A 17,274-nucleotide genomic window follows, 5' to 3' on the forward strand; every position below is an offset into this window, starting at 1 on the left:
GGTCAGGCAGGGCCTTCCACCACGCCTGCGATCTGGTGAATGTGCCCTTCCGGATCGCGCAGCAGCGCCGGTGCCGTGCCCTGCCAGACGATGCGGGTCGCGGCCACGTCGTTCACCGCCCAGGGCCGGTTCGGCGCGCCCTGCGGATGCCGGTAGTGCAGCAGCTCGACGTGCGGCCCGGGCTGTGGGGGATGCATCGGCACCACGTCCACGCGCACGCCGTCCAGCCCGTCGAGCGCGACCTGCGTCGGCCCCTGGTTGAGCGTGGCGCGGCCCTCCGCCAGGCCGTGGGCACGGTAGAACGCGCGGGACCGCTCCGCATCCGCCACCGCGATCGCGCTGTGGTCGATGCCGAGGAGGCCGCGCCCCCGCCATCCACGGCGCTCGCCGTCGGGAAAGTGGATCAGCTCCAGCGGATGGCCTTCCGGATCGCGGAACTTGACCGCGACGACTCCGCCGGTGGCGGCGGGCAGTTGGACCGGGCCACCGCGGCTGATCGGTGTGGCGCCCGCCGCCCGCGCGCGTTCCCAGGCCGCTCCGATGCCAATGGCAACCAGCGCGAAATGCTGGAAGCAGCGCGATGCGGCGTTCGTGCCCTCCGGGTAAGCGCGTCCGGGCCAGTCGTACTGGTCGATCCACAACGCCGTCGCGCCCAGCCGCATCGCGTACCGCATGCCACCGCGCGCGAGTCCGAGCAGCGCCGTTTCGTCGGCCGCGATGGCCCGGGGGGCTGCGTCCTGCACGAAGCCCAGGGCGGCGTAGAAGCGCGCCAGCGCCGCACCGTCGCGGGCGACCAGGCAGAACGCGGTGATGCGGTCCAGGGTCACCTCAGCCCAGTTCGCATGGACGGCGCACCGGCGCGCGGTGCAGCTGCACCGTCATCAGGCAGCAAGGCTCATCGCCCACGGTGCCGGAGCGGTGGCCCTTCTTGCCATCGACCTCCGCACAGCCCTGGTCGCCGCCGAACGAGAACTCGCCCGGGCCCTGCTCGATGCGGGTGCCGTCCATCGCCTCGATCCACCAGCGGCCCGAGAGCACCACGATCCATTGCGGGGCCGGGTTCTCGTGCCAGTCGCCCACCCAGCCGACGGGCTGCACGGTGAAGACGACGGTCGATTCGCCGCGTTCCATGGCGTTGTTCCACTGCGGATCGGCGGCGCCGACGCGGTGCTGTTCATAGTCGGTGAGCGTACAGGCCTGGAAGCGGCTGACGCCGTCGGCATCGGTGTAGAGGTGCTGGTAGGGCACGGACGGGCGGGGGCCGGGATCGGACATTCAGGGGCTCCGGTAGGGTTGGCTCGATGCAAAAGGCGCGTCGAGGAAGGGCTGCAGGCCGGAACCGTCGGTGCCGGCCACCAGCAGCAGGAAACCGGCGCCCAGCGCCAGGTTCTTGAGGAAGTCCCAGAACAGCCCGCGCGCCTGGCCATCGGGGTTCGGCCAGAAGTCGCCGGGCTTCCAGAACGGCTTGAACAGCACGGCGGTCGCAAAGCAGTAGCCCGCGATCACGCAGGCCGCGGCCCGGTCCGAGATGCCGGTGACCACGCCGATGCTGCACGCCACCTCGATCGCCAGGCCCGCCAGGATCACGGCGCGCGCCAGCCAGCGCGGCCTGAACACCTCCTGCGCCTGCCCCACCGCATGGCCGAAGCCGAGCAGCTTGTCGAGCGCGCTGAACGGCAGGAAGATCAGCACCATCACGCAGCGCACGACGAAGGTCACGGCGATCGCGGCGGTCACAGGCGCCCCTTCAGGATGTCGGCCACGCGCAAGGCGTTCGCGATGATGGTGAGCGTGGGATTCACCGCGCCGATCGAGGGAAAGAAGCTCGCGTCGGTCACGTAGAGGTTGTCCACCTCGTGCGCCCGGCAGTCGAGGTCCAGCACCGAGGTCGCCGGATCGGTGCCGAAGCGGCAGGTGCCGGCCTGGTGCGCGGTGCCGGAGAGCGGTATGTCCTTGCCGAGGTAGAGCGAGCGCTGCACCAGCACCGCGGGCCAGCCGATGGCATCCAGCACCTGCTTGAGCTTGGCCTGCAGGCGCTCGAGGGCCTCGGCGTTGGTCTCGCGCACGTCCAGGTGCACCTTGCCGTCCCGGTAGTACACCCGGTTCTCGGGGATGGGCAGGTCCTCGGTCTGCAGCCAGAAGTCCATCGAGTGCCGTGCCATCTCCTCGAACGGCATCTCCGGCAGATGCTTCATCAGCGCGGGCAGCGGAGCCTCGCCCTTGATCTGGTCCGCATGGCTGGTCGCGCACATCTGGATCAGGCCCAGCGGATGCTCCCAGTCGTCGCTGCCGAAATAGAAGTCGCCGAGCGCGAGCGTCTTCTGGAAGACCGTCTCGTTGACCTCCTTCATCACCGCCATCACGATCGACATCTCGTGGCGCATGTAGTTGCGGCCGACCTGGTCCGAGCCGTTGGCGAGGCCGTTCGGATGCCTTTCGTTCGCCGAGCGCAGCAGCAGCAGGGCGGACGACAGCGCGCCGCAGGCCACCACCACCGTGCCGGCGGTATAGCGCTCCTCGCGGCCGCCGCGCTCCACCACGACTCCCCCCACCCGCCGGCCGCTGGCATCGGTCTCCAGGCGCGAGGCGTAGGCGCCGGTCAGCAGCGTGACGTTGGGGTGGTCGCGCAGCATCGGGTCGATGCACATCACCTGCGCGTCGGCCTTGCCGTTCAGCAGGCAGGGAAAGCCGTCGAAGTACGAGCAACGCATGCAGGTGCTCGTCGGCGTGGCGAAGCCGTCCTCCTTCTGGTCGAGCAGGATGCCGAGCGGCAGGTGGAACGGATGCAGCCCGATGCCCTGCAATTTCTCGCTCAGTTCGGCGATCTTGGGCTCGTGCCGCACGGGCGGAAAGGGGTAGGGCGTGGTGCCCGGATCGAGCGGGTCGTCGCCGCGCAGGCCGTGCACGTGGAACAGCGCCTCGGCCTCGTCGTACCAGGGCGCGAAGTCGGCGTACGGCAGTGGCCACGCCGGGGAGATGCCGCCATGGTGCCGCACTTCGCCGAAATCGCGCTCGCGCAGCCGCAGCAGCGCGGCGCCATAGACCTTGGAGTTGCCGCCCACGCAGTAGTGGAGCTGCGGCGCGAAGCGGTGCCCGTCCCGGTCGATCCAGGATTCGCGCGCCTGGTAGCGGCCTTCCACGAACACCGCCTGCGCGCTCCAGTTGGCTTCCTCGCGCCGCAGGTAGTCGCCGCGCTCCAGGATCAGGATGCGCTTGCCGGTCGGTGCCAGCCGGTGGGCGAGGCTGGCGCCGCCGGGGCCGCTGCCGATGACGATCAGGTCGTAGTGGGACATCAGGCTTTCTTCTTTCATCGCACCGGGCCGGCTGCGGCGGTGGACCGGGGCGTGGGGGGCGCCAGCCTGCGCACGACGCGCTCGAATGGCTGCGTTCATCCTAGCTCAGCCATGGGCGCACGACGTGCCCTCCCGCGCCCGATCCGGGCGGGGCCGGCGTGTTCGCGGCCGAGTCCTACAGGCCGCGTGACGCGCAGCCCAGCGCCCGGTGTGCTGCCTGCCGCGGCCGCGGTCCTGTTGCGGTTCCGTCGCGGTTGCGGCGCCGGCCCGCTACTTCTTCGCCGGCTTGCGCGAGGCGCCCGCGCGCCGCTTGCCGCGGCCCGTGCCCAGCCAGTCCTCGGCGGCCGCCATCACGCACTGCGTGAGCCGCTCGAGCCCCGCCTGCGCCGACCGCGGGTGCGCCCAGTACAGGGCCACGTCCATGCCGGAGCCCGGCAGCATCTCCACCAGCGTGCCGTCGGCGAGCTGCCGCTCGATCAGCACCGTGGGGTGCATGCCCCAGCCGACGCCCATCTCGCAGCTGCGCAGAAAGCCCTGGTTGGACGGCAGGAAGTGCCGCGGCGGATGGCGGCGTGAACCCAGCCCCTGGCGCTGCAGCCACTGGTCCTGCAGGCGGTCCTTGCGGCTGTAGACCATCATCGGGGCCTGCGCCATCGTCTCGGGCGTGACGCCGCCCGTGCCCTTGCCGAAGTAGCGGCGCACGAAGCCCGGGCTGGCCGCGGCCACGTAGTGCATGGAGCCCAGCGGCCAGGTGTTGCAGCCGGCGATCGTGCCCGCGGTGGCCGTGACGGCGGCGATCACGTCGCCCTCGCGCAGCTGCTGCGCGGTGTGCTCCTGGTCGTCGATGCGGACGTCCAGCAATTCGTTGCCGCCGGCCGTGAAGGCGGCCATCGCGTCCATGAACCAGGTGGACAGCGAATCGTCGTTCACCGCCAGCTTGAGCGTGGGCGCGGGCGCGTGCGCGTCCGGCAGCAGGGCCGGGTGGGCCCGCCGCAGCTCGTTCTCCAGCAGCGCCACCTGCTCCAGGTGCAGGCACAGGCGCCGGCCGGCCTCGGTGCCCGTGCAGGGCGTGCCGCGCTGCACCAGCACTTGGCCCGCGCGTTCCTCCAGCTGCTTGACGCGCTGCGAGATGGCCGAGGGCGTGACGTGCAGCCGCCGCGCCGCGCGCTCGAAGCTGCCTTCGCGCACCACGGCCGCCAGGGCCTCCAGTCCGGGGTAGTCCAACATGAAGTTCCGCTTAGAGCGGCTAACACGACCCTTCTGGCGTCGTTGCCGCATCTTGTCGTACTCATCGTACTGACTGCGATACGGCGCCTAGCCAGAACCGCTTCGCTGGATCGTGTTAGCCGCTCTTAATGATGGTTAGGTGATTTAAGTTTACATAACCTGGGGCGCTGCCCAGAATCGGCCGCATGTGGGCACTTCTTTCTTCCTCCTCCCCGTCGGTCTTCGGACTCTCCGGCGGTGCGGCGCCGGGCGCGTGGCTCGCCGGCTTCACGGTCTGCATGTCGCTGATCGTCTCCATCGGCGCGCAGAACGCCTACGTGCTGCGCCAGGCGGTGGCGGGGCGGCACGTGCGGGCCTGCGTGGTGCTGTGCGTGCTGGTGGATGCGGTGCTGATCGGCGCCGGCGTGGCCGGCATGGCGCGCCTGCTGGAGAGCGCACCCGGCCTCGGCCACATGCTCACGCTGGGCGGTGCCGTCTTCCTGCTGGCCTACGGCCTCTTCGCCTGGCACCGCGCCCTGTTCGGCACGGGCGCCGGGCTGCGCACCGAGGGGGAACGCGCGCGCCAGGGGCTGCTGGGCGTGCTCGGCACCCTGGCCGCGATCACGCTGCTCAATCCCCATGTGTACCTCGACACCGTGGTGCTGGTGGGCTCGATCGGCGCGCGGCAGGAAGGCGGGCTCAAGTGGGTGTTCGTGGCCGGTGCCGCCTCGGCCAGCCTGCTGTGGTTCCTGATGCTCGCCTTCGCCGGGCGGCAGCTGCAGGGCGTGTTCGCGAAGCCGATGGCCTGGCGCCTGCTGGACGGGCTCACGGGCGCCATCATGCTGACGCTGTCGTTCTGGCTCTGGCAGGGGCTGGAATGAAAAAAGGCGCCGCGAAAGCGGCGCCCTGGGCAGTCGGAACAGCGCGGGCGATCAGAACGCCGGCGCGATCGCGCCCTGGTACTTGTCCTGGATGAACTTCTTCACCTCGGGCGTGTGCAGCGCCTTCACCAGCTTGGCGATCGACGGATCGTTCGCGCGGTCGGCGCGCGCCGCGATCAGGTTGGCATAGGGCGAATCGCTGCCTTCGATGAAGAGCGCGTCCTTCGTCGGATTCAGCTTGGCCTCGATCGCGTAGTTGGTGTTGATCAGGGCCAGGTCCACGTCCTGCAGCGCGCGGGGCAGCAGGGCGGCCTCCAGTTCGCGGAACTTGAGCTTCTTCGGGTTCTTGGCGATGTCGATGGGCGTGGCCGTGATGTTGGCCGGGTCCTTCAGCGTGACCAGTCCCTGCTTCTGCAGCAGGATCAGCGCGCGGCCCGCGTTCGACGGGTCGTTGGGGATGGCGATGGTGGCGCCGTCCTTCAGTTCGCTCACGGCCTTGATCTTCTTCGAATAGGCGCCGAAGGGCTCCACATGCACCTTGCCGTTCGGCACGGCGACGAGGCTGCTCTTGCGGTCCTTGTTGTAGCTGTCCAGGTAGGGCTGGTGCTGGAAGAAGTTGGCGTCCAGCTGCTTGTCCTCCACGGCCGCGTTGGGCTGGATGTAGTCGCTGAATTCGCGCACCTGCAGGTCCACGCCTTCGGCCTTCAGCCGGGGCTTCACGAAATTCAGGATTTCCGCATGCGGGACGGCGGAGGCGGCCACCTTGAGGACGGCGTCGGCCGCATGCGCGGACACGGCGAGCGCGGCGAGGGCCAGGGCGGAGAGGGCTTTCTTCAACATCGGGAAACGGCTTTCTTTGGTCGGTTCGGACAAAGGACACGAGGTCCGGCGTCGGGGCGGGCTGGATGCTCCGGCACGGGCCGGAGCAGGCAACCCAGAGACACGAAGTCTAGGTAGTTTCCCGCGGGTTCACCACGTTTTTATTGTCATACCCATATAACGCGGAGCCTGCTTATATCAACGCAGCACTTCCAGCAGCCGGTCGAGGCCGCCCTCGTTGATCGCCACCTTGGCCTGGGCGCGCACGGCGGGCTTCGCGTGGAAGGCGACCGACAGCCCGGCCACGCCCATCATGGGCAGGTCGTTGGCGCCGTCGCCCACGGCGATCGCCTGCGACGGATCGATGCCCATGAGCGAGGCCACCTCCAGCAGCGTGCGGCGCTTTTCGGCGCCGTCGCAGATGTCGCCCCAGGGCTGGTCCACCATGCGGCCCGTGAGGTGGCCGTCCGCGATCTCCAGCACGTTGGCGCGGGAGAGGTCGATGCCCAGGCCGGCGCGCACCCGGTCCGAGAAGAAGGTGAAGCCGCCCGAAACCAGCAGCGTGGCGAGGCCGGCCGCCTTGGCGGCGTCGATGAGTTCCTTCGCACCGGGATTGAAGCGCAGCCGCTCGCGAAACACCTGTTCCATGTGCTCCACGCCCACGCCGCGCAGCAGCGCCACGCGCTGGCGCAGGCTTTCCTTGTAGTCGGTGATCAGGCCCTGCATGGCGGCCTCGGTGATCGCGGCCACCTCGGCCTTGCGGCCGGCCGCGTCGGCGATCTCGTCCACGCATTCGATGTTGATGAGCGTGGAATCCATGTCGAAGGCGATCAGCTTGAAGTCCGCGAGGCGCAGGGGCGGCTGGATGCCCTGAACGGTGAGGCCGGGGGCGAATTCGGTGGCGTGGGACATGGGGAACGGCGAAAGGTTCGGTAAGGGGGAAGGGCTCCGGCCGCGCCGGAAAAGCCGGCATCTTAGAGCCTGCCGCAGCGGCCCGGCCACCGCTGGGTGTCCGTCCGGCGCGGGGGCGGCTGGCCGTCACCCGCACGTTGCGCCCCCACGCTGCACCCTGTGCCTTACGGCCCCAAGTACAGCCGGTCCGACCAGGTCGCCAGCCACTCGGGCCGGAAGGCCACGAACACCGCGCAGAGCATGCCGGTGACGACCGCGTCGCCCCAGGCCATGAGCCAGCGGGCGACCATCGTCAGCTCCGGCCCCACGCCGGGCAGCCCGTGCCCGGCCCAGTGCGCGAGGCTGCCGGCGGCGAACATGCACAGCGCCGTGCCCAGAAAGGCGCGGCCCAGCACGTAGACGAACAGGTGCGTGCCCGTCAGCCGCCGCAGCAGCGCACCCAGCAGCAGCGCCAAGGTGGCCGGCACCACGCCCTGCCAGGCCGCCATGCCCACCGCCTCGCTCCAGGAGAGCGTGGGCGAGACCAGCGCGGCGACGGCCGCGACGGCCACGAGCACCGGTACCGCCAGCGGCCAGCCGACCATGAGCACGACCAGGCACGCGCCGGAGAGCTGCAATTGCAGCGGCATGGCGTGCAGCGTGGGCAGGGCCCAGAGCCAGGGCAGGAAGACCAGCGCGGCCAGCAGCGGCGTGAGCAGGGGTGACGCGGCCCGCACGCCGTCCGTTCCGGCGCCGTGCCCGCGGCCGGGTGCGGGGCCGGAGGTGGGCCGCGACGCGAGCAGCCGCCAGGGCCGGGTGGCGAGCGCGGCGGCCAGGGCGAGGAGGACGATGGCGGCTTCGAAGGGCATGGCGGGCTTTCCGGACGGGCACGGACGGGGCAGGACGGTGCAAGCAACGGCAGCAAAAGCGCGGCAATCGGCGTACCCGCGCTTCCCGCCGAGCCGTACCTTCGGCGCCCGTCTGCTTCCGCTCGGCCCGCCGCCTCCCGCGCGCCGCTCAGGCCTTCGCGGTGGACGCCGCCGCCAGCGGCTGCCCCAGGCTGCGCAGCACGTCGCGCACCATCTGCGCCCGGTCCTTGGCTTCCGGCAGTTCGCGTTCGATGCGCAGCTTCTCGTTGCCCGCGAGCTTGATGTGCTTATTCTTCTGGATCAGGTGGATGATCTGCATCGGATCGACCGGCGGCTGCGGCCGGAACGTGATGTTCGTCACGCCGGGTGCGGCATCCACCTTGAGCACGCCGTAGGGCTGCGAGAGCACGCGCAGCCGGTGCACGTCGATCAGCGTCTGCGCCTGCGGCGGCAACTTGCCGAAACGGTCCACGATCTCTTCCAGCAGGCCGTCGATCTGGTCGCTGGTCCTGGCGGTCGCGAGCTTCTTGTAGAACGACAGGCGCAGGTGCACGTCGCCGCAATAATCGTTGGGCAGCAGCGCGGGCGCATGCAGATTGATGTCCGTCGTGACCGACAACGGCGCCAGCAGGTCGGGCTCCTTGCCCGCCTTGAGCGAACGCACGGCCTCGCTCAGCATCTCGTTGTAGAGCTGGAAGCCGACTTCGAGCATGTTGCCGCTCTGGTTCTCGCCCAGCACCTCGCCCGCGCCGCGGATCTCCAGGTCGTGCATGGCGAGGTAGAAGCCCGAGCCCAGCTCCTCCATCTGCTGGATCGCGTCCAGCCGCTGGGCCGCCTGCTTGGTCAGGCCCTCCACGTCCGGCACCATCAGGTAGGCATACGCCTGGTGGTGGCTGCGGCCCACGCGGCCGCGCAGCTGGTGCAGCTGCGCCAGGCCGAACTTGTCGGCGCGACTCATGATGATGGTGTTGGCCGTGGGCACGTCGATGCCGGTCTCGATGATGGTCGAGCACAGCAGGATGTTGTAGCGCTGCGCCACGAAGTCGCGCATCACCTTCTCCAGCTCGCGCTCGGGCATCTGGCCGTGGGCCACGGCGATGCGCGCCTCGGGCAGGATCTCTTCGAGCTTCTGGCGGCGGTTCTCGATCGTCTCCACCTCGTTGTGCAGGAAGTAGCACTGCCCGCCGCGCTTCAGTTCGCGCAGCACCGCCTCGCGGATCACGCCCGTGCCCTCGGTGCGCACGAAGGTCTTGATGGCCAGGCGCCGCTGCGGCGCGGTGGCGATCACGGAGAGATCGCGCAGGCCTTCCAGCGCCATGCCCAGCGTGCGCGGGATCGGCGTGGCGGTGAGCGTCAGCACGTCCACCTCGGCGCGCAGCGCCTTCATCTGCTCCTTGTGGCGCACGCCGAAGCGGTGTTCCTCGTCGATGATGAGCAGGCCCAGGTTGTGGAACTTGGTGGATTCACTCAGCAGCTTGTGCGTGCCCACCACGATGTCCACCGTGCCGTCGCCGATGCCCTTGATGGCGGCCGTGATCTCCTTGCCCGAGCGGAAGCGCGACACCTCGGCGATCTTCACGGGCCACTTGGAGAAACGGTCCACCAGCGTCTGGTAGTGCTGCTCGGCCAGCAGCGTGGTGGGAGCGAGGAAGGCCACCTGCTTGCCGCCCGTCACCGCCACGAAGGCCGCGCGCAGAGCGACTTCGGTCTTGCCGAAGCCCACGTCGCCGCAGACCAGCCGGTCCATCGGGCGCGGCGAAATCATGTCCTGGATCACGGCATGGATGGCGGCGTTCTGGTCGGCCGTCTCCTCGAACCCGAAATCGTTGGCGAACTGCTCGTAGTCCTGCGGGCTGTAGCGGAATGCATGGCCCTCGCGCGCCGCACGGCGGGCGTAGATGTTCAGCAGCTCGGCCGCGGAATCGCGCACCTGCTCGGCCGCCTTGCGCTTGGCCTTCTCCCACTGGCCGCTGCCCAGCTTGTGCAGCGGCGCCTCGTCGGCGGACACGCCCGTGTAGCGGCTGATCAGCTGGAGCTGGCTCACCGGCACGTAGAGCACGGCCTTGTCGGCGTACTCCAGGTGCAGGAATTCCTGCAGCGCGGGCGTGCCGTCGGGGTTCTTCTGCCCGACGTCCATGTTGACGAGGCCGCGGTAGCGGCCGATGCCGTGCGCGCTGTGCACCACCGGATCGCCGAGGTTCAGCTCCGAGAGGTCTTTGATCAGCGCCTCGACGTCGCTCACCTGCTCCTGCTTCTTGCGGCGGCGCGTGGTGGGCGCGGCGGCGAACAGCTCCGTCTCGGTGACGAAGTCGATGCCGTCCTCCACCCAGCGGAAGCCGACGGCCAGCGCCGCCGTGGCGATGCCGACCTTCTCCGGCGCCCCGGCCTGGAATTCCGCCAGCGAATCGAAGGCCGGCGGGTTCACGCCCGAGGCGCGCAGGAAGTCGAGCAGGCTCTCGCGCCGGCCGTCGCTCTCGGCGAGCAGCAGCACGCGGTGGTCCGTGGTGCGCAGGTGGTTCTGCAGGCGGGCGAGCGGATCTTCCGCGCCGCGCTGCACCGACAGCTCGGGCAGTTTCTGGAACACGGCGCCGTCCGCCACGTCGTCCACGCCGGAGCGCAGCGCGAGCTGCGGATGGGCCTTGGCGCGCGCGTAGAACTGCTCGGCCGTGAGGAACAGCGTCTCGGGCGGCAGGGCCGGCCGTTCCGGGTCGCCCTGCACGAGGCGGAAGCGGTCCTTCGTGTCCTGCCAGAAGCGCTGGAAGGCGGGCTCCAGGTCGCCGTGCAGCACCACCGTGGCGTCGTCTCCTAGATAGTCGAACACCGTGGCCGTCTCCTCGAAGAAGAGCGGCAGGTAGTACTCGATGCCGGCGGTGGCCACGCCGTTGCCCATGTCCTTGTAGACGCGGCTCTTGGTGGGGTCGCCCTCCAGCAATTCGCGCCAGCGGCTGCGGAAGCGCGCACGCGCCTCGTCGTCCATCGGGAACTCGCGGCCCGGCAGCAGGCGCACCTCGGGCACGGGGTACAGGCTGCGCTGGCTGTCCGGGTCGAAGGTGCGGATCGAGTCGATCTCGTCGTCGAACAGATCCACCCGGAAGGGCACGGGCGAGCCCATCGGGAACAGGTCGATCAGGCCGCCGCGCACCGCGTATTCGCCGGGGCTCACCACCTGGGAGACGTGGCTGTAGCCGGCCAGCGTGAGCTGCGCCTTGAACCGGGCTTCGTCGAGTTTCTGCCGCACCTTGAAATGGAACGTGTAGCCCGCGAGGAACGAGGGCGGCGCGAGCCGGTAGAGCGCCGTGGTCGCCGGCACCAGCACCACGTCGGCCCCCGTTCCGTCGTCCTTCTGGCGGATGCGCCAGAGCGTGGCCAGGCGTTCGCTGATCAGGTCCTGGTGCGGGGAGAACGTGTCGTAGGGCAGGGTTTCCCAGTCGGGGAACAGCGCGCAGCGCAGGCCGGGCGCGAAGAACGCCATCTCGTCGATGAGGCGCTGGGCGTCGGTGGCGTCGGCCGCCACGATCGCGGTGGTGCGCCCCGCGGCCTTCTCGCGCTCGGCGACGCGCGCGAGCAGCAGGGCGTCCGCGCTGCCCACGGGGCGTGGCACGGTGAAGCGTTTGCCGGGGATGAGTTTGGGGAGGTCCATGGAGGATGCAGGAGGGACGGGCAGGGCGTGGCGGTGCCGCCGCGGGGCCGCCGCACGGTGCGGCGGGCCCGCCGGCCGGGGGCGCATGCGGCCAGCGGACCATTTTAGGCCGGCCGCCCGCCGGGCGCGGCCGCCGGGGCATGCCGGCCGCGGGCTCGCGCTGCGCTCCTACAATGGCCGCCCCATGAGCGACCTGCTGCCGCCCCGCCCGCCCTTCACTCCGCCCCCCGCCGCGCCTCAGCGCTTCTGGGCGCTGCTGCCCTGCGCCGGCACCGGCGCCCGGGCCGTCGCGCCGGGCGCCGCGGCCGGGGTGCCCAAGCAATACCAGCCGGTGGCGGGCCAGCCCCTGGTGCTGCACACCCTCGCGGCCTTCGCGGGCGTGCGGCGGCTGCAGTCCACGCTGGTGGCCGTGGCACCCGGCGACGCGTTCTTCGAGGCGCATCCGTCGGAGCTGCATTTCACCGCCCCGTGCGGCGGCCCGACGCGCGCCGACACCGTGCTGGGCGGCCTGCGCGTGCTGCGCGAGCGAGGCGCGCAGGACGGCGACTGGGTGCTGGTGCACGACGCCGCGCGCTGCCTCGTGACCACCGCGCAGATCGACGCGCTCATCGACGCCTGCGTGCACGACAGCGTGGGCGGCCTGCTGGCCCACAAGCTGGCCGACACGCTCAAGACCGCGAGCGAGGGCCCGGGCGGCGTGCGCGTGGCGTCCACCGTGGACCGCAGCGACAAGTGGCTCGCGCAGACGCCCCAGATGTTCCGCCTCGGGGTGCTCGCAGCCGCGCTCGAGCGGTACGGCGCCCAGGCCACCGACGAGGCCAGCGCGATGGAGGCGATGGGCCTGCACCCGCGCCTGGTGCCGGGCGGCGCGCAGAACTTCAAGGTCACCTACCCGGAAGACTTCGCGCTGGCGGAAGCCGTGCTCGCGCAGCGCCATCTGCCGGCCACGCTGGAGCGCTTCGGCGGCCCGCTCGCCCAGGCCGCGCCGCTGCCGGGCAAGACATTTTTCTGATCACCACTGCAATGACGACCCCACGATGACGACGACGGATGCGCCCATGAACCTTCCCCCCTTCCGCATCGGCGAGGGCTGGGACGTGCACGCCCTGGTGCCGGGCCGCCGCCTGGTCATCGGCGGCGTGGAGATTCCCCATGCCCTGGGCCTGCTCGGGCATTCCGACGCCGACGTGCTGCTGCACGCCATCACCGACGCGCTGCTGGGCGCCGCGGGCCTGGGCGACATCGGCAGCCATTTCCCCGATACCGACGAACGCTTCAAAGGCGCCGATTCGGTGGTGCTGCTGGTGGAGGCCGCGCGGCGCGTGCGCGAGCGCGGCCACGCGATCGGCAACATCGACAGCACCGTGATCGCGCAGGCGCCGCGCCTCGCGCCGCACATCCCCGGCATGCGCGAGCGCATCGCGCAGGCGCTGTCGCTGCAGGTCGACCAGGTGAACGTGAAGGCCAAGACCGCCGAACGCATGGGCCCCGTGGGCCAGGGCCTGGCGATGGAGGCGCGCGCGGCGGTGCTGCTGTTCAGGCCCGCAGCGGCTTGACCGGCTTGCCGCCCTGGGCGTCGGGCGGCAGTTGGCGCTTGATCTGCGGACGCTGCAGGCGCTGCTTCGGGTCCTTGCCCGCGGGCAGCTGCGTGGCGCGCTGCAGCTGGATGTGCGCCACCAGGCCGCCGGAGCCGGAATTGGCCAGCGCGAAGATGCCGCCCATGCGCTGCACGGTCTTGTCGACGATGGCGAGGCCCAGGCCCGCCCCCGCGGCCGCCGTGCGGGCGGAGTTGCCGCGGAAGAACGGCTTGGTCAGGTTGCTGAGCTGGTCGGGCGACACGCCCGGGCCATGGTCCCGCACCTTCACCAGCACCCATTTCTCGCGCCCCTTGGCCGCGATCTCGACCGAGGCCGTGCCGGTTTCGGGCGTCTTGGCATAGCGGCGGGCGTTCTCCAGCAGGTTGGAGATCACGCGCGCCAGCTCCACCTCGTCGGCCAGCACCACCAGGTCTTCGGGCACCTGCATCGTGATCTGCAGCTCGCGGTGGTCCTGTACCGCGTACACGCAGGACGACACCACGCCGTGCAGGTTCACCGGTGCGAGGGTGACGTGGTCCGGCCGCGCGTAGTCCAGGAACTTGTCGATCGTGGCGTCGAGCTGCACGATGTCGGCCACCATATGCTCGCGCGCCACGTCGTCGATCACGCTCATCTCGGTCTCCAGCCGCAGCCGGGCCAGCGGCGTGCGCAGATCGTGCGAGATGCCGGCCAGCATCACGGCGCGGTCCTGCTCCAGCTTGGCGAGCTTCTGCGCCATCCGGTTGAAGCCGATGTTCACCTCGCGGATCTCGCTGGTCACCACCTCCTCGTCGAGCTGGCTGGCCGCGAAATCGCCGTCGCGCACGCGGTTGGCCGCATACGAAAGCTGCTTGAGCGGCCGGTTGATCAGCCGCGCGATCGCCGCCGCGCCCGCCAGCGACAGCGCCCCGGCGGTGATCAGCCAGATCAGCCAGGTCTTGCCGCCGGCGGTGCTCAGGCGCGAGCGGTCCATCAGCAGCCAGTTCGGGTCGCCGTTGATCGTGAATCCCACCCACAGCCCGTTCTCGCCGTTCACGTTGCCCGCGACGATGGTGCCCGGGCCCAGGCGCTCGGTCAGCTCCTCGGTCAGGCGCGCGCCGAGGGCGGTGTCGTCCACCAGGTCGAAGCGGTCGCTGGGCTCGCGCGGCAGGATGCGCACACCCTCCTGGTCGGCCATGGTCTTGATCAGCGAGACGCGCGCGATCGCGTCCGCATGCACCAGCGCGGCGCGGCTCAGGTTGACGAGGGAGGCGATCTGCTGCGCGGTCTGGAGCGTGCGGGGCTCGAATTCGAGCGCGCGCAGCGTCTGCAGCCAGGCGAGGATGCTGCCCACCAGCAGCAGGGCCAGCAGGAAGAAGGTGCGCCAGAAAAGGTTCAGCCCGACGCGCGAGCGCTGCGAGGAGCGCCGGCTCGGCGTCGACTCGAGCGGGGCGGGGCTGGTGGCGTCGGCCGACGCATCATGGGTGGCGCTCATGGGGCAGGGGGGGTGAACGGGTCACGGAAAACGCCGCACGCACATTGTGCGGGCGTTTCCGTTTCCGCGCGTGCCGGGCAGGGCTGGGCCTGTCAGCTCGCGCCGTCCGGCACGAACACGTAGCCCACGCCCCAGACGGTCTGGATGTAACGGGGCGCGGCGGCGTCCACCTCGACCAGCTTGCGCAGGCGCGACACCTGCACGTCCAGGCTGCGGTCGAAGGGCTCGAACTCGCGGCCGCGGGCCAGCAGGGCCAGCTTCTCGCGCGACAGCGGCTGGCGCGGGTGGCGCACCAGGGCCTTGAGCATCGCGAATTCGCCGGTGGTCAGAGGCAGTTCCTCGCCGTTCCTCTGCAGGGCGCGGGTGCCCAGGTCGAAGGTGAAGGGGCCGAAGGTCACCACCTCGTTGTCGCCCGAGGGGGCACCTGGCGCCTCCTGCGGCGGACGGCGGCGCAGCACGGCGTGGATGCGGGCCAGCAGTTCGCGGGGATTGAAGGGCTTGCCCAGGTAATCGTCGGCGCCCACCTCCAGGCCGACGATGCGATCCACGTCCTCGCCCTTGGCGGTGAGCATGATGATGGGGGTGCGATCGTTGGCCGCGCGCAGGCGCCGGCAGATGGAGAGCCCGTCTTCGCCGGGCATCATGAGATCCAGCACGATCAGTTCGACCGTCTCGCGCAGCAGGATGCGGTTGAGCGCCTTGCCGTCTTCCGCCACCATGACTTCGAAGCCTTCCTGGGTCAGATAGCGGCGCAGCAAATCGCGGATGCGCGCGTCATCGTCCACCACGAGGATCTTGTCGGTACGGTTGGTTGTAGAGGCCATGAGTTTCCCGGGTCCTATTTGTAACAGAGCCAATTCTGACCAGCTTGCAGCCCGAAGTTCGGGTTTTTCCCGCAGGCCTGACCAAGTGTTACAAATTTTGCCGCGGCTAGCAGCCGTGTTATCCCGCCTTCATCCGCGGGCCCCGCGGGGTGGGTTACCGTGGGCGGCACATCCCCGTGGCCGATGTGCCCGGGGCCCATGGACACCATTTTTTCCAAGACAGGGACTCTCCGCATGAAATTTCTCGCTCCCCTCGCCGCCGCCTGCGCCATCGCCGCCGTTTCGGGAACGGCTTTTGCCCAGAATGCCGTCACACCCGTGCCACAGAATGTGCTGCAGCTGTCCGCCAGCGGCTCGGTGGACGTGCAGCAGGATCTGATGGTGCTCAACCTGGCCACCACGAAGGAAGGCGCCGATGCCGCCACCGTGCAGACGCAGCTGCGCCAGGTGGTGGATGCGGCCCTGGCGGAGGCCAAGCGCGATGCGCAGCCGGACAAGATGGAGGTGCGCACCGGCCAGTTCGGCATCGGTCCGCGCTACAACAAGGACGGCAAGGTCACCGGCTGGCAGGGCCGGGCCGAACTGGTGCTGGAAGGACGCGATTTCGCCCGCATCACCACCGTTGCCGGCCGCATCCAGTCCATGACCATCAGCCAGCTGGGGTTCGGTCTGTCCAAGGAAGCCCGCACGCGCGTGCAGGGCGAGGCTCAGAGCCGGGCCATCGAGGAATTCAAGAACCGTGCGACCTCGCTGGCCAAGGATTTCGGCTTCTCCGGCTATTCGCTGCGCGAGGTGTCGGTCAACGGCGACGAGATGGCGCCCGCGCCGCGCATGCAGGCGATGGCCATGAAATCCTCGGTCACCATGATGGGCGCCCTGGATTCGGGAATGCCGGTCGAGGCCGGCAAGACGCAGGTGGTGGTCCACGTCTCGGGGTCGGTGCAGCTGCGCTGACGGGGTGATGCGCTGATGCGCACCGGGCGGCTCACTGCGCCGCCCAGCCCCCGTCCATGTTCCATGCCACGCCGCGCACGTTGTTAGCGGCCGGCGAGCAGAAGAACACCGCCAGCCCGCCCAGTTCCTCGGGCGTGGTGAACTGCATCGACGGCTCCTTCTCGCCCAGCAGCAGGCGCGTGGCGTCTTCGTTCGAGAGGCCGTGTTCGGCGGCCTTGGCGTCCACCTGCTTCTGCACCAGCGGGGTGAGCACCCAGCCCGGGCAGATCGCATTGCAGGTCACGCCCGTGGCCGCGGTCTCCAGCGCCGTCACCTTGGTGAAGCCGACGATGCCGTGCTTGGCGGCCACGTAGGCCGACTTCTGCGCCGAACCCACGAGACCGTGCACCGAAGCCACGTTGACGATGCGGCCCCAGTCGGCGGCCTTCATCGCCGGCAGCGCGAGCCGCGTGGTGTGGAAGGCGCTGCTCAGGTTGATCGCCAGGATCGCGTCCCACTTCTCCACCGGAAAATCCTCCACGTTCGCGACGTGCTGGATGCCGGCGTTGTTCACCAGGATGTCGACGCGGCCGAACTGGGCGGCGGCGTACTTCATCATGTCCTCGATCTCCGCCACGCGCGACATGTCGGCGCCGTGGTAGGCCACCTGCGCGCCGGCCGCCTGGCCCGCGGCCAGCACCTCGGCCCGCGGGCCGTCCACGTCGCCGAAACCGTTGAGGACGACGTTCGCGCCCTCGCGGGCGAGGGCCTTGGCGATGCCGAGTCCGATGCCGCTGGTGGAACCCGTGACGAGCGCAGTCTTGCCGGTGAGAAGCATGCCGGTGTCTCCGAATGAATTAGGATGAA

The 17,274-nt window shown here is 70.1% G+C and carries 16 protein-coding genes; 4 read left to right on the forward strand and 12 right to left on the reverse strand.

Annotation, left to right across the window (positions count from 1 at the left end; translation table 11 throughout):
* Positions 1–2: 2 nt before the first annotated feature.
* The 5 genes from Q9R47_RS09705 to Q9R47_RS09725 form a co-directional block, all read right to left on the reverse strand.
* Positions 3–827: a VOC family protein gene (locus Q9R47_RS09705; RefSeq protein WP_311233004.1), complete on the reverse strand. Its 825-nt coding sequence runs from the start codon at positions 825–827 to the stop codon at positions 3–5.
* Position 828: 1 nt separating this feature from the next.
* Positions 829–1,275: a cupin domain-containing protein gene (locus Q9R47_RS09710; protein ID WP_311233005.1), complete on the reverse strand. Its 447-nt coding sequence runs from the start codon at positions 1,273–1,275 to the stop codon at positions 829–831.
* Complete coding sequence (locus Q9R47_RS09715; protein ID WP_311233006.1) at positions 1,276–1,737, reverse strand: DoxX family membrane protein; 462 nt, start codon at positions 1,735–1,737, stop codon at positions 1,276–1,278.
* Positions 1,734–3,293 carry a GMC family oxidoreductase gene (locus Q9R47_RS09720; protein ID WP_311233007.1) on the reverse strand — a complete coding sequence of 520 codons (1,560 nt, stop codon included), beginning with the start codon at positions 3,291–3,293 and terminating at the stop codon, positions 1,734–1,736. Before Q9R47_RS09720 ends, Q9R47_RS09715 begins: the two co-directional genes overlap by 4 nt.
* 270 nt (positions 3,294–3,563) lie before the next feature.
* Positions 3,564–4,520 (reverse strand): HTH-type transcriptional regulator ArgP, encoded by a 957-nt coding sequence (locus tag Q9R47_RS09725; RefSeq protein WP_311233008.1) that lies wholly within the window; start codon positions 4,518–4,520, stop codon positions 3,564–3,566.
* Between the two features lie 185 nt (positions 4,521–4,705).
* Here Q9R47_RS09725 and Q9R47_RS09730 point away from each other — a divergent pair, with 185 nt between their 5' ends.
* Positions 4,706–5,380 carry a LysE family transporter gene (locus tag Q9R47_RS09730; protein WP_311233009.1) on the forward strand — a complete coding sequence of 225 codons (675 nt, stop codon included), beginning with the start codon at positions 4,706–4,708 and terminating at the stop codon, positions 5,378–5,380.
* Positions 5,381–5,431: 51 nt separating this feature from the next.
* On the opposite strand, the gene Q9R47_RS09735 is transcribed toward Q9R47_RS09730, so the two are convergent.
* From Q9R47_RS09735 to mfd, 4 genes are all read right to left on the reverse strand, one after another.
* On the reverse strand, positions 5,432–6,220 hold the full coding sequence (locus tag Q9R47_RS09735) for a MetQ/NlpA family ABC transporter substrate-binding protein (RefSeq protein WP_311233010.1): 789 nt from the start codon (positions 6,218–6,220) through the stop codon (positions 5,432–5,434).
* Between the two features lie 177 nt (positions 6,221–6,397).
* Positions 6,398–7,111, reverse strand: a complete 714-nt coding sequence (gene serB, locus Q9R47_RS09740) for a phosphoserine phosphatase SerB (RefSeq protein ID WP_311233011.1) — start codon at positions 7,109–7,111, stop codon at positions 6,398–6,400.
* A 164-nt stretch (positions 7,112–7,275) separates the two neighbouring features.
* Positions 7,276–7,959, reverse strand: a complete 684-nt coding sequence (locus Q9R47_RS09745) for a hypothetical protein (RefSeq protein WP_311233012.1) — start codon at positions 7,957–7,959, stop codon at positions 7,276–7,278.
* A gap of 148 nt (positions 7,960–8,107) precedes the next feature.
* The gene (mfd, locus tag Q9R47_RS09750) at positions 8,108–11,599 is read right to left on the reverse strand and encodes a transcription-repair coupling factor (RefSeq protein ID WP_311233013.1); all 3,492 of its coding nucleotides are present in this window, start codon (positions 11,597–11,599) and stop codon (positions 8,108–8,110) included.
* A gap of 184 nt (positions 11,600–11,783) precedes the next feature.
* Between mfd and ispD the strand changes: the two genes are divergently transcribed.
* Both ispD and ispF read left to right on the forward strand, forming a co-directional pair.
* Positions 11,784–12,611: a 2-C-methyl-D-erythritol 4-phosphate cytidylyltransferase gene (gene ispD / locus Q9R47_RS09755; RefSeq protein WP_311233014.1), complete on the forward strand. Its 828-nt coding sequence runs from the start codon at positions 11,784–11,786 to the stop codon at positions 12,609–12,611.
* 46 nt (positions 12,612–12,657) lie between these two features.
* A complete protein-coding gene (gene ispF, locus Q9R47_RS09760; RefSeq protein WP_311233015.1) occupies positions 12,658–13,155 on the forward strand; it encodes a 2-C-methyl-D-erythritol 2,4-cyclodiphosphate synthase in 498 nt (165 codons plus the stop codon).
* Here ispF and Q9R47_RS09765 read toward each other — a convergent pair.
* Together Q9R47_RS09765 and ompR are read right to left on the reverse strand one after the other, a co-directional pair.
* Positions 13,136–14,650 carry an ATP-binding protein gene (locus tag Q9R47_RS09765; RefSeq protein WP_311233016.1) on the reverse strand — a complete coding sequence of 505 codons (1,515 nt, stop codon included), beginning with the start codon at positions 14,648–14,650 and terminating at the stop codon, positions 13,136–13,138. The genes ispF and Q9R47_RS09765 overlap by 20 nt on opposite strands.
* Before the next feature lie 92 nt (positions 14,651–14,742).
* Complete coding sequence (gene ompR, locus Q9R47_RS09770; RefSeq protein ID WP_311233017.1) at positions 14,743–15,474, reverse strand: two-component system response regulator OmpR; 732 nt, start codon at positions 15,472–15,474, stop codon at positions 14,743–14,745.
* 234 nt (positions 15,475–15,708) lie between these two features.
* Between ompR and Q9R47_RS09775 the strand changes: the two genes are divergently transcribed.
* Complete coding sequence (locus tag Q9R47_RS09775; RefSeq protein ID WP_311233018.1) at positions 15,709–16,428, forward strand: SIMPL domain-containing protein; 720 nt, start codon at positions 15,709–15,711, stop codon at positions 16,426–16,428.
* Between the two features lie 31 nt (positions 16,429–16,459).
* Here the strand turns inward: Q9R47_RS09775 and Q9R47_RS09780 are convergent, their stop codons facing one another.
* Positions 16,460–17,245: a 3-hydroxybutyrate dehydrogenase gene (locus Q9R47_RS09780; RefSeq protein WP_311233019.1), complete on the reverse strand. Its 786-nt coding sequence runs from the start codon at positions 17,243–17,245 to the stop codon at positions 16,460–16,462.
* Positions 17,246–17,274 lie beyond the last annotated feature (29 nt).

The organism is Acidovorax sp. PRC11 (genome assembly GCF_031844105.1).
Classification (GTDB): Bacteria; Pseudomonadota; Gammaproteobacteria; order Burkholderiales; family Burkholderiaceae_C; genus Paracidovorax.

Bases quoted from the DNA above. Each gene is read 5' to 3' on its own strand.
- Q9R47_RS09710 (WP_311233005.1), bottom strand. From the start codon at position 1,275: ATGTCCGATCCCGGCCCCCGCCCGTCCGTGCCCTACCAGCACCTCTAC.
- Q9R47_RS09720 (WP_311233007.1), bottom strand. From the start codon at position 3,293: ATGTCCCACTACGACCTGATCGTCATCGGCAGCGGCCCCGGCGGCGCC.
- Q9R47_RS09725 (WP_311233008.1), bottom strand. From the start codon at position 4,520: ATGTTGGACTACCCCGGACTGGAGGCCCTGGCGGCCGTGGTGCGCGAA.
- Q9R47_RS09730 (WP_311233009.1), top strand. From the start codon at position 4,706: ATGTGGGCACTTCTTTCTTCCTCCTCCCCGTCGGTCTTCGGACTCTCC.
- Q9R47_RS09735 (WP_311233010.1), bottom strand. From the start codon at position 6,220: ATGTTGAAGAAAGCCCTCTCCGCCCTGGCCCTCGCCGCGCTCGCCGTG.
- serB (WP_311233011.1), bottom strand. From the start codon at position 7,111: ATGTCCCACGCCACCGAATTCGCCCCCGGCCTCACCGTTCAGGGCATC.
- Q9R47_RS09745 (WP_311233012.1), bottom strand. From the start codon at position 7,959: ATGCCCTTCGAAGCCGCCATCGTCCTCCTCGCCCTGGCCGCCGCGCTC.
- mfd (WP_311233013.1), bottom strand. From the start codon at position 11,599: ATGGACCTCCCCAAACTCATCCCCGGCAAACGCTTCACCGTGCCACGC.
- ispD (WP_311233014.1), top strand. From the start codon at position 11,784: ATGAGCGACCTGCTGCCGCCCCGCCCGCCCTTCACTCCGCCCCCCGCC.
- ispF (WP_311233015.1), top strand. From the start codon at position 12,658: ATGAACCTTCCCCCCTTCCGCATCGGCGAGGGCTGGGACGTGCACGCC.
- Q9R47_RS09765 (WP_311233016.1), bottom strand. From the start codon at position 14,650: ATGAGCGCCACCCATGATGCGTCGGCCGACGCCACCAGCCCCGCCCCG.
- ompR (WP_311233017.1), bottom strand. From the start codon at position 15,474: ATGGCCTCTACAACCAACCGTACCGACAAGATCCTCGTGGTGGACGAT.
- Q9R47_RS09775 (WP_311233018.1), top strand. From the start codon at position 15,709: ATGAAATTTCTCGCTCCCCTCGCCGCCGCCTGCGCCATCGCCGCCGTT.
- Q9R47_RS09780 (WP_311233019.1), bottom strand. From the start codon at position 17,245: ATGCTTCTCACCGGCAAGACTGCGCTCGTCACGGGTTCCACCAGCGGC.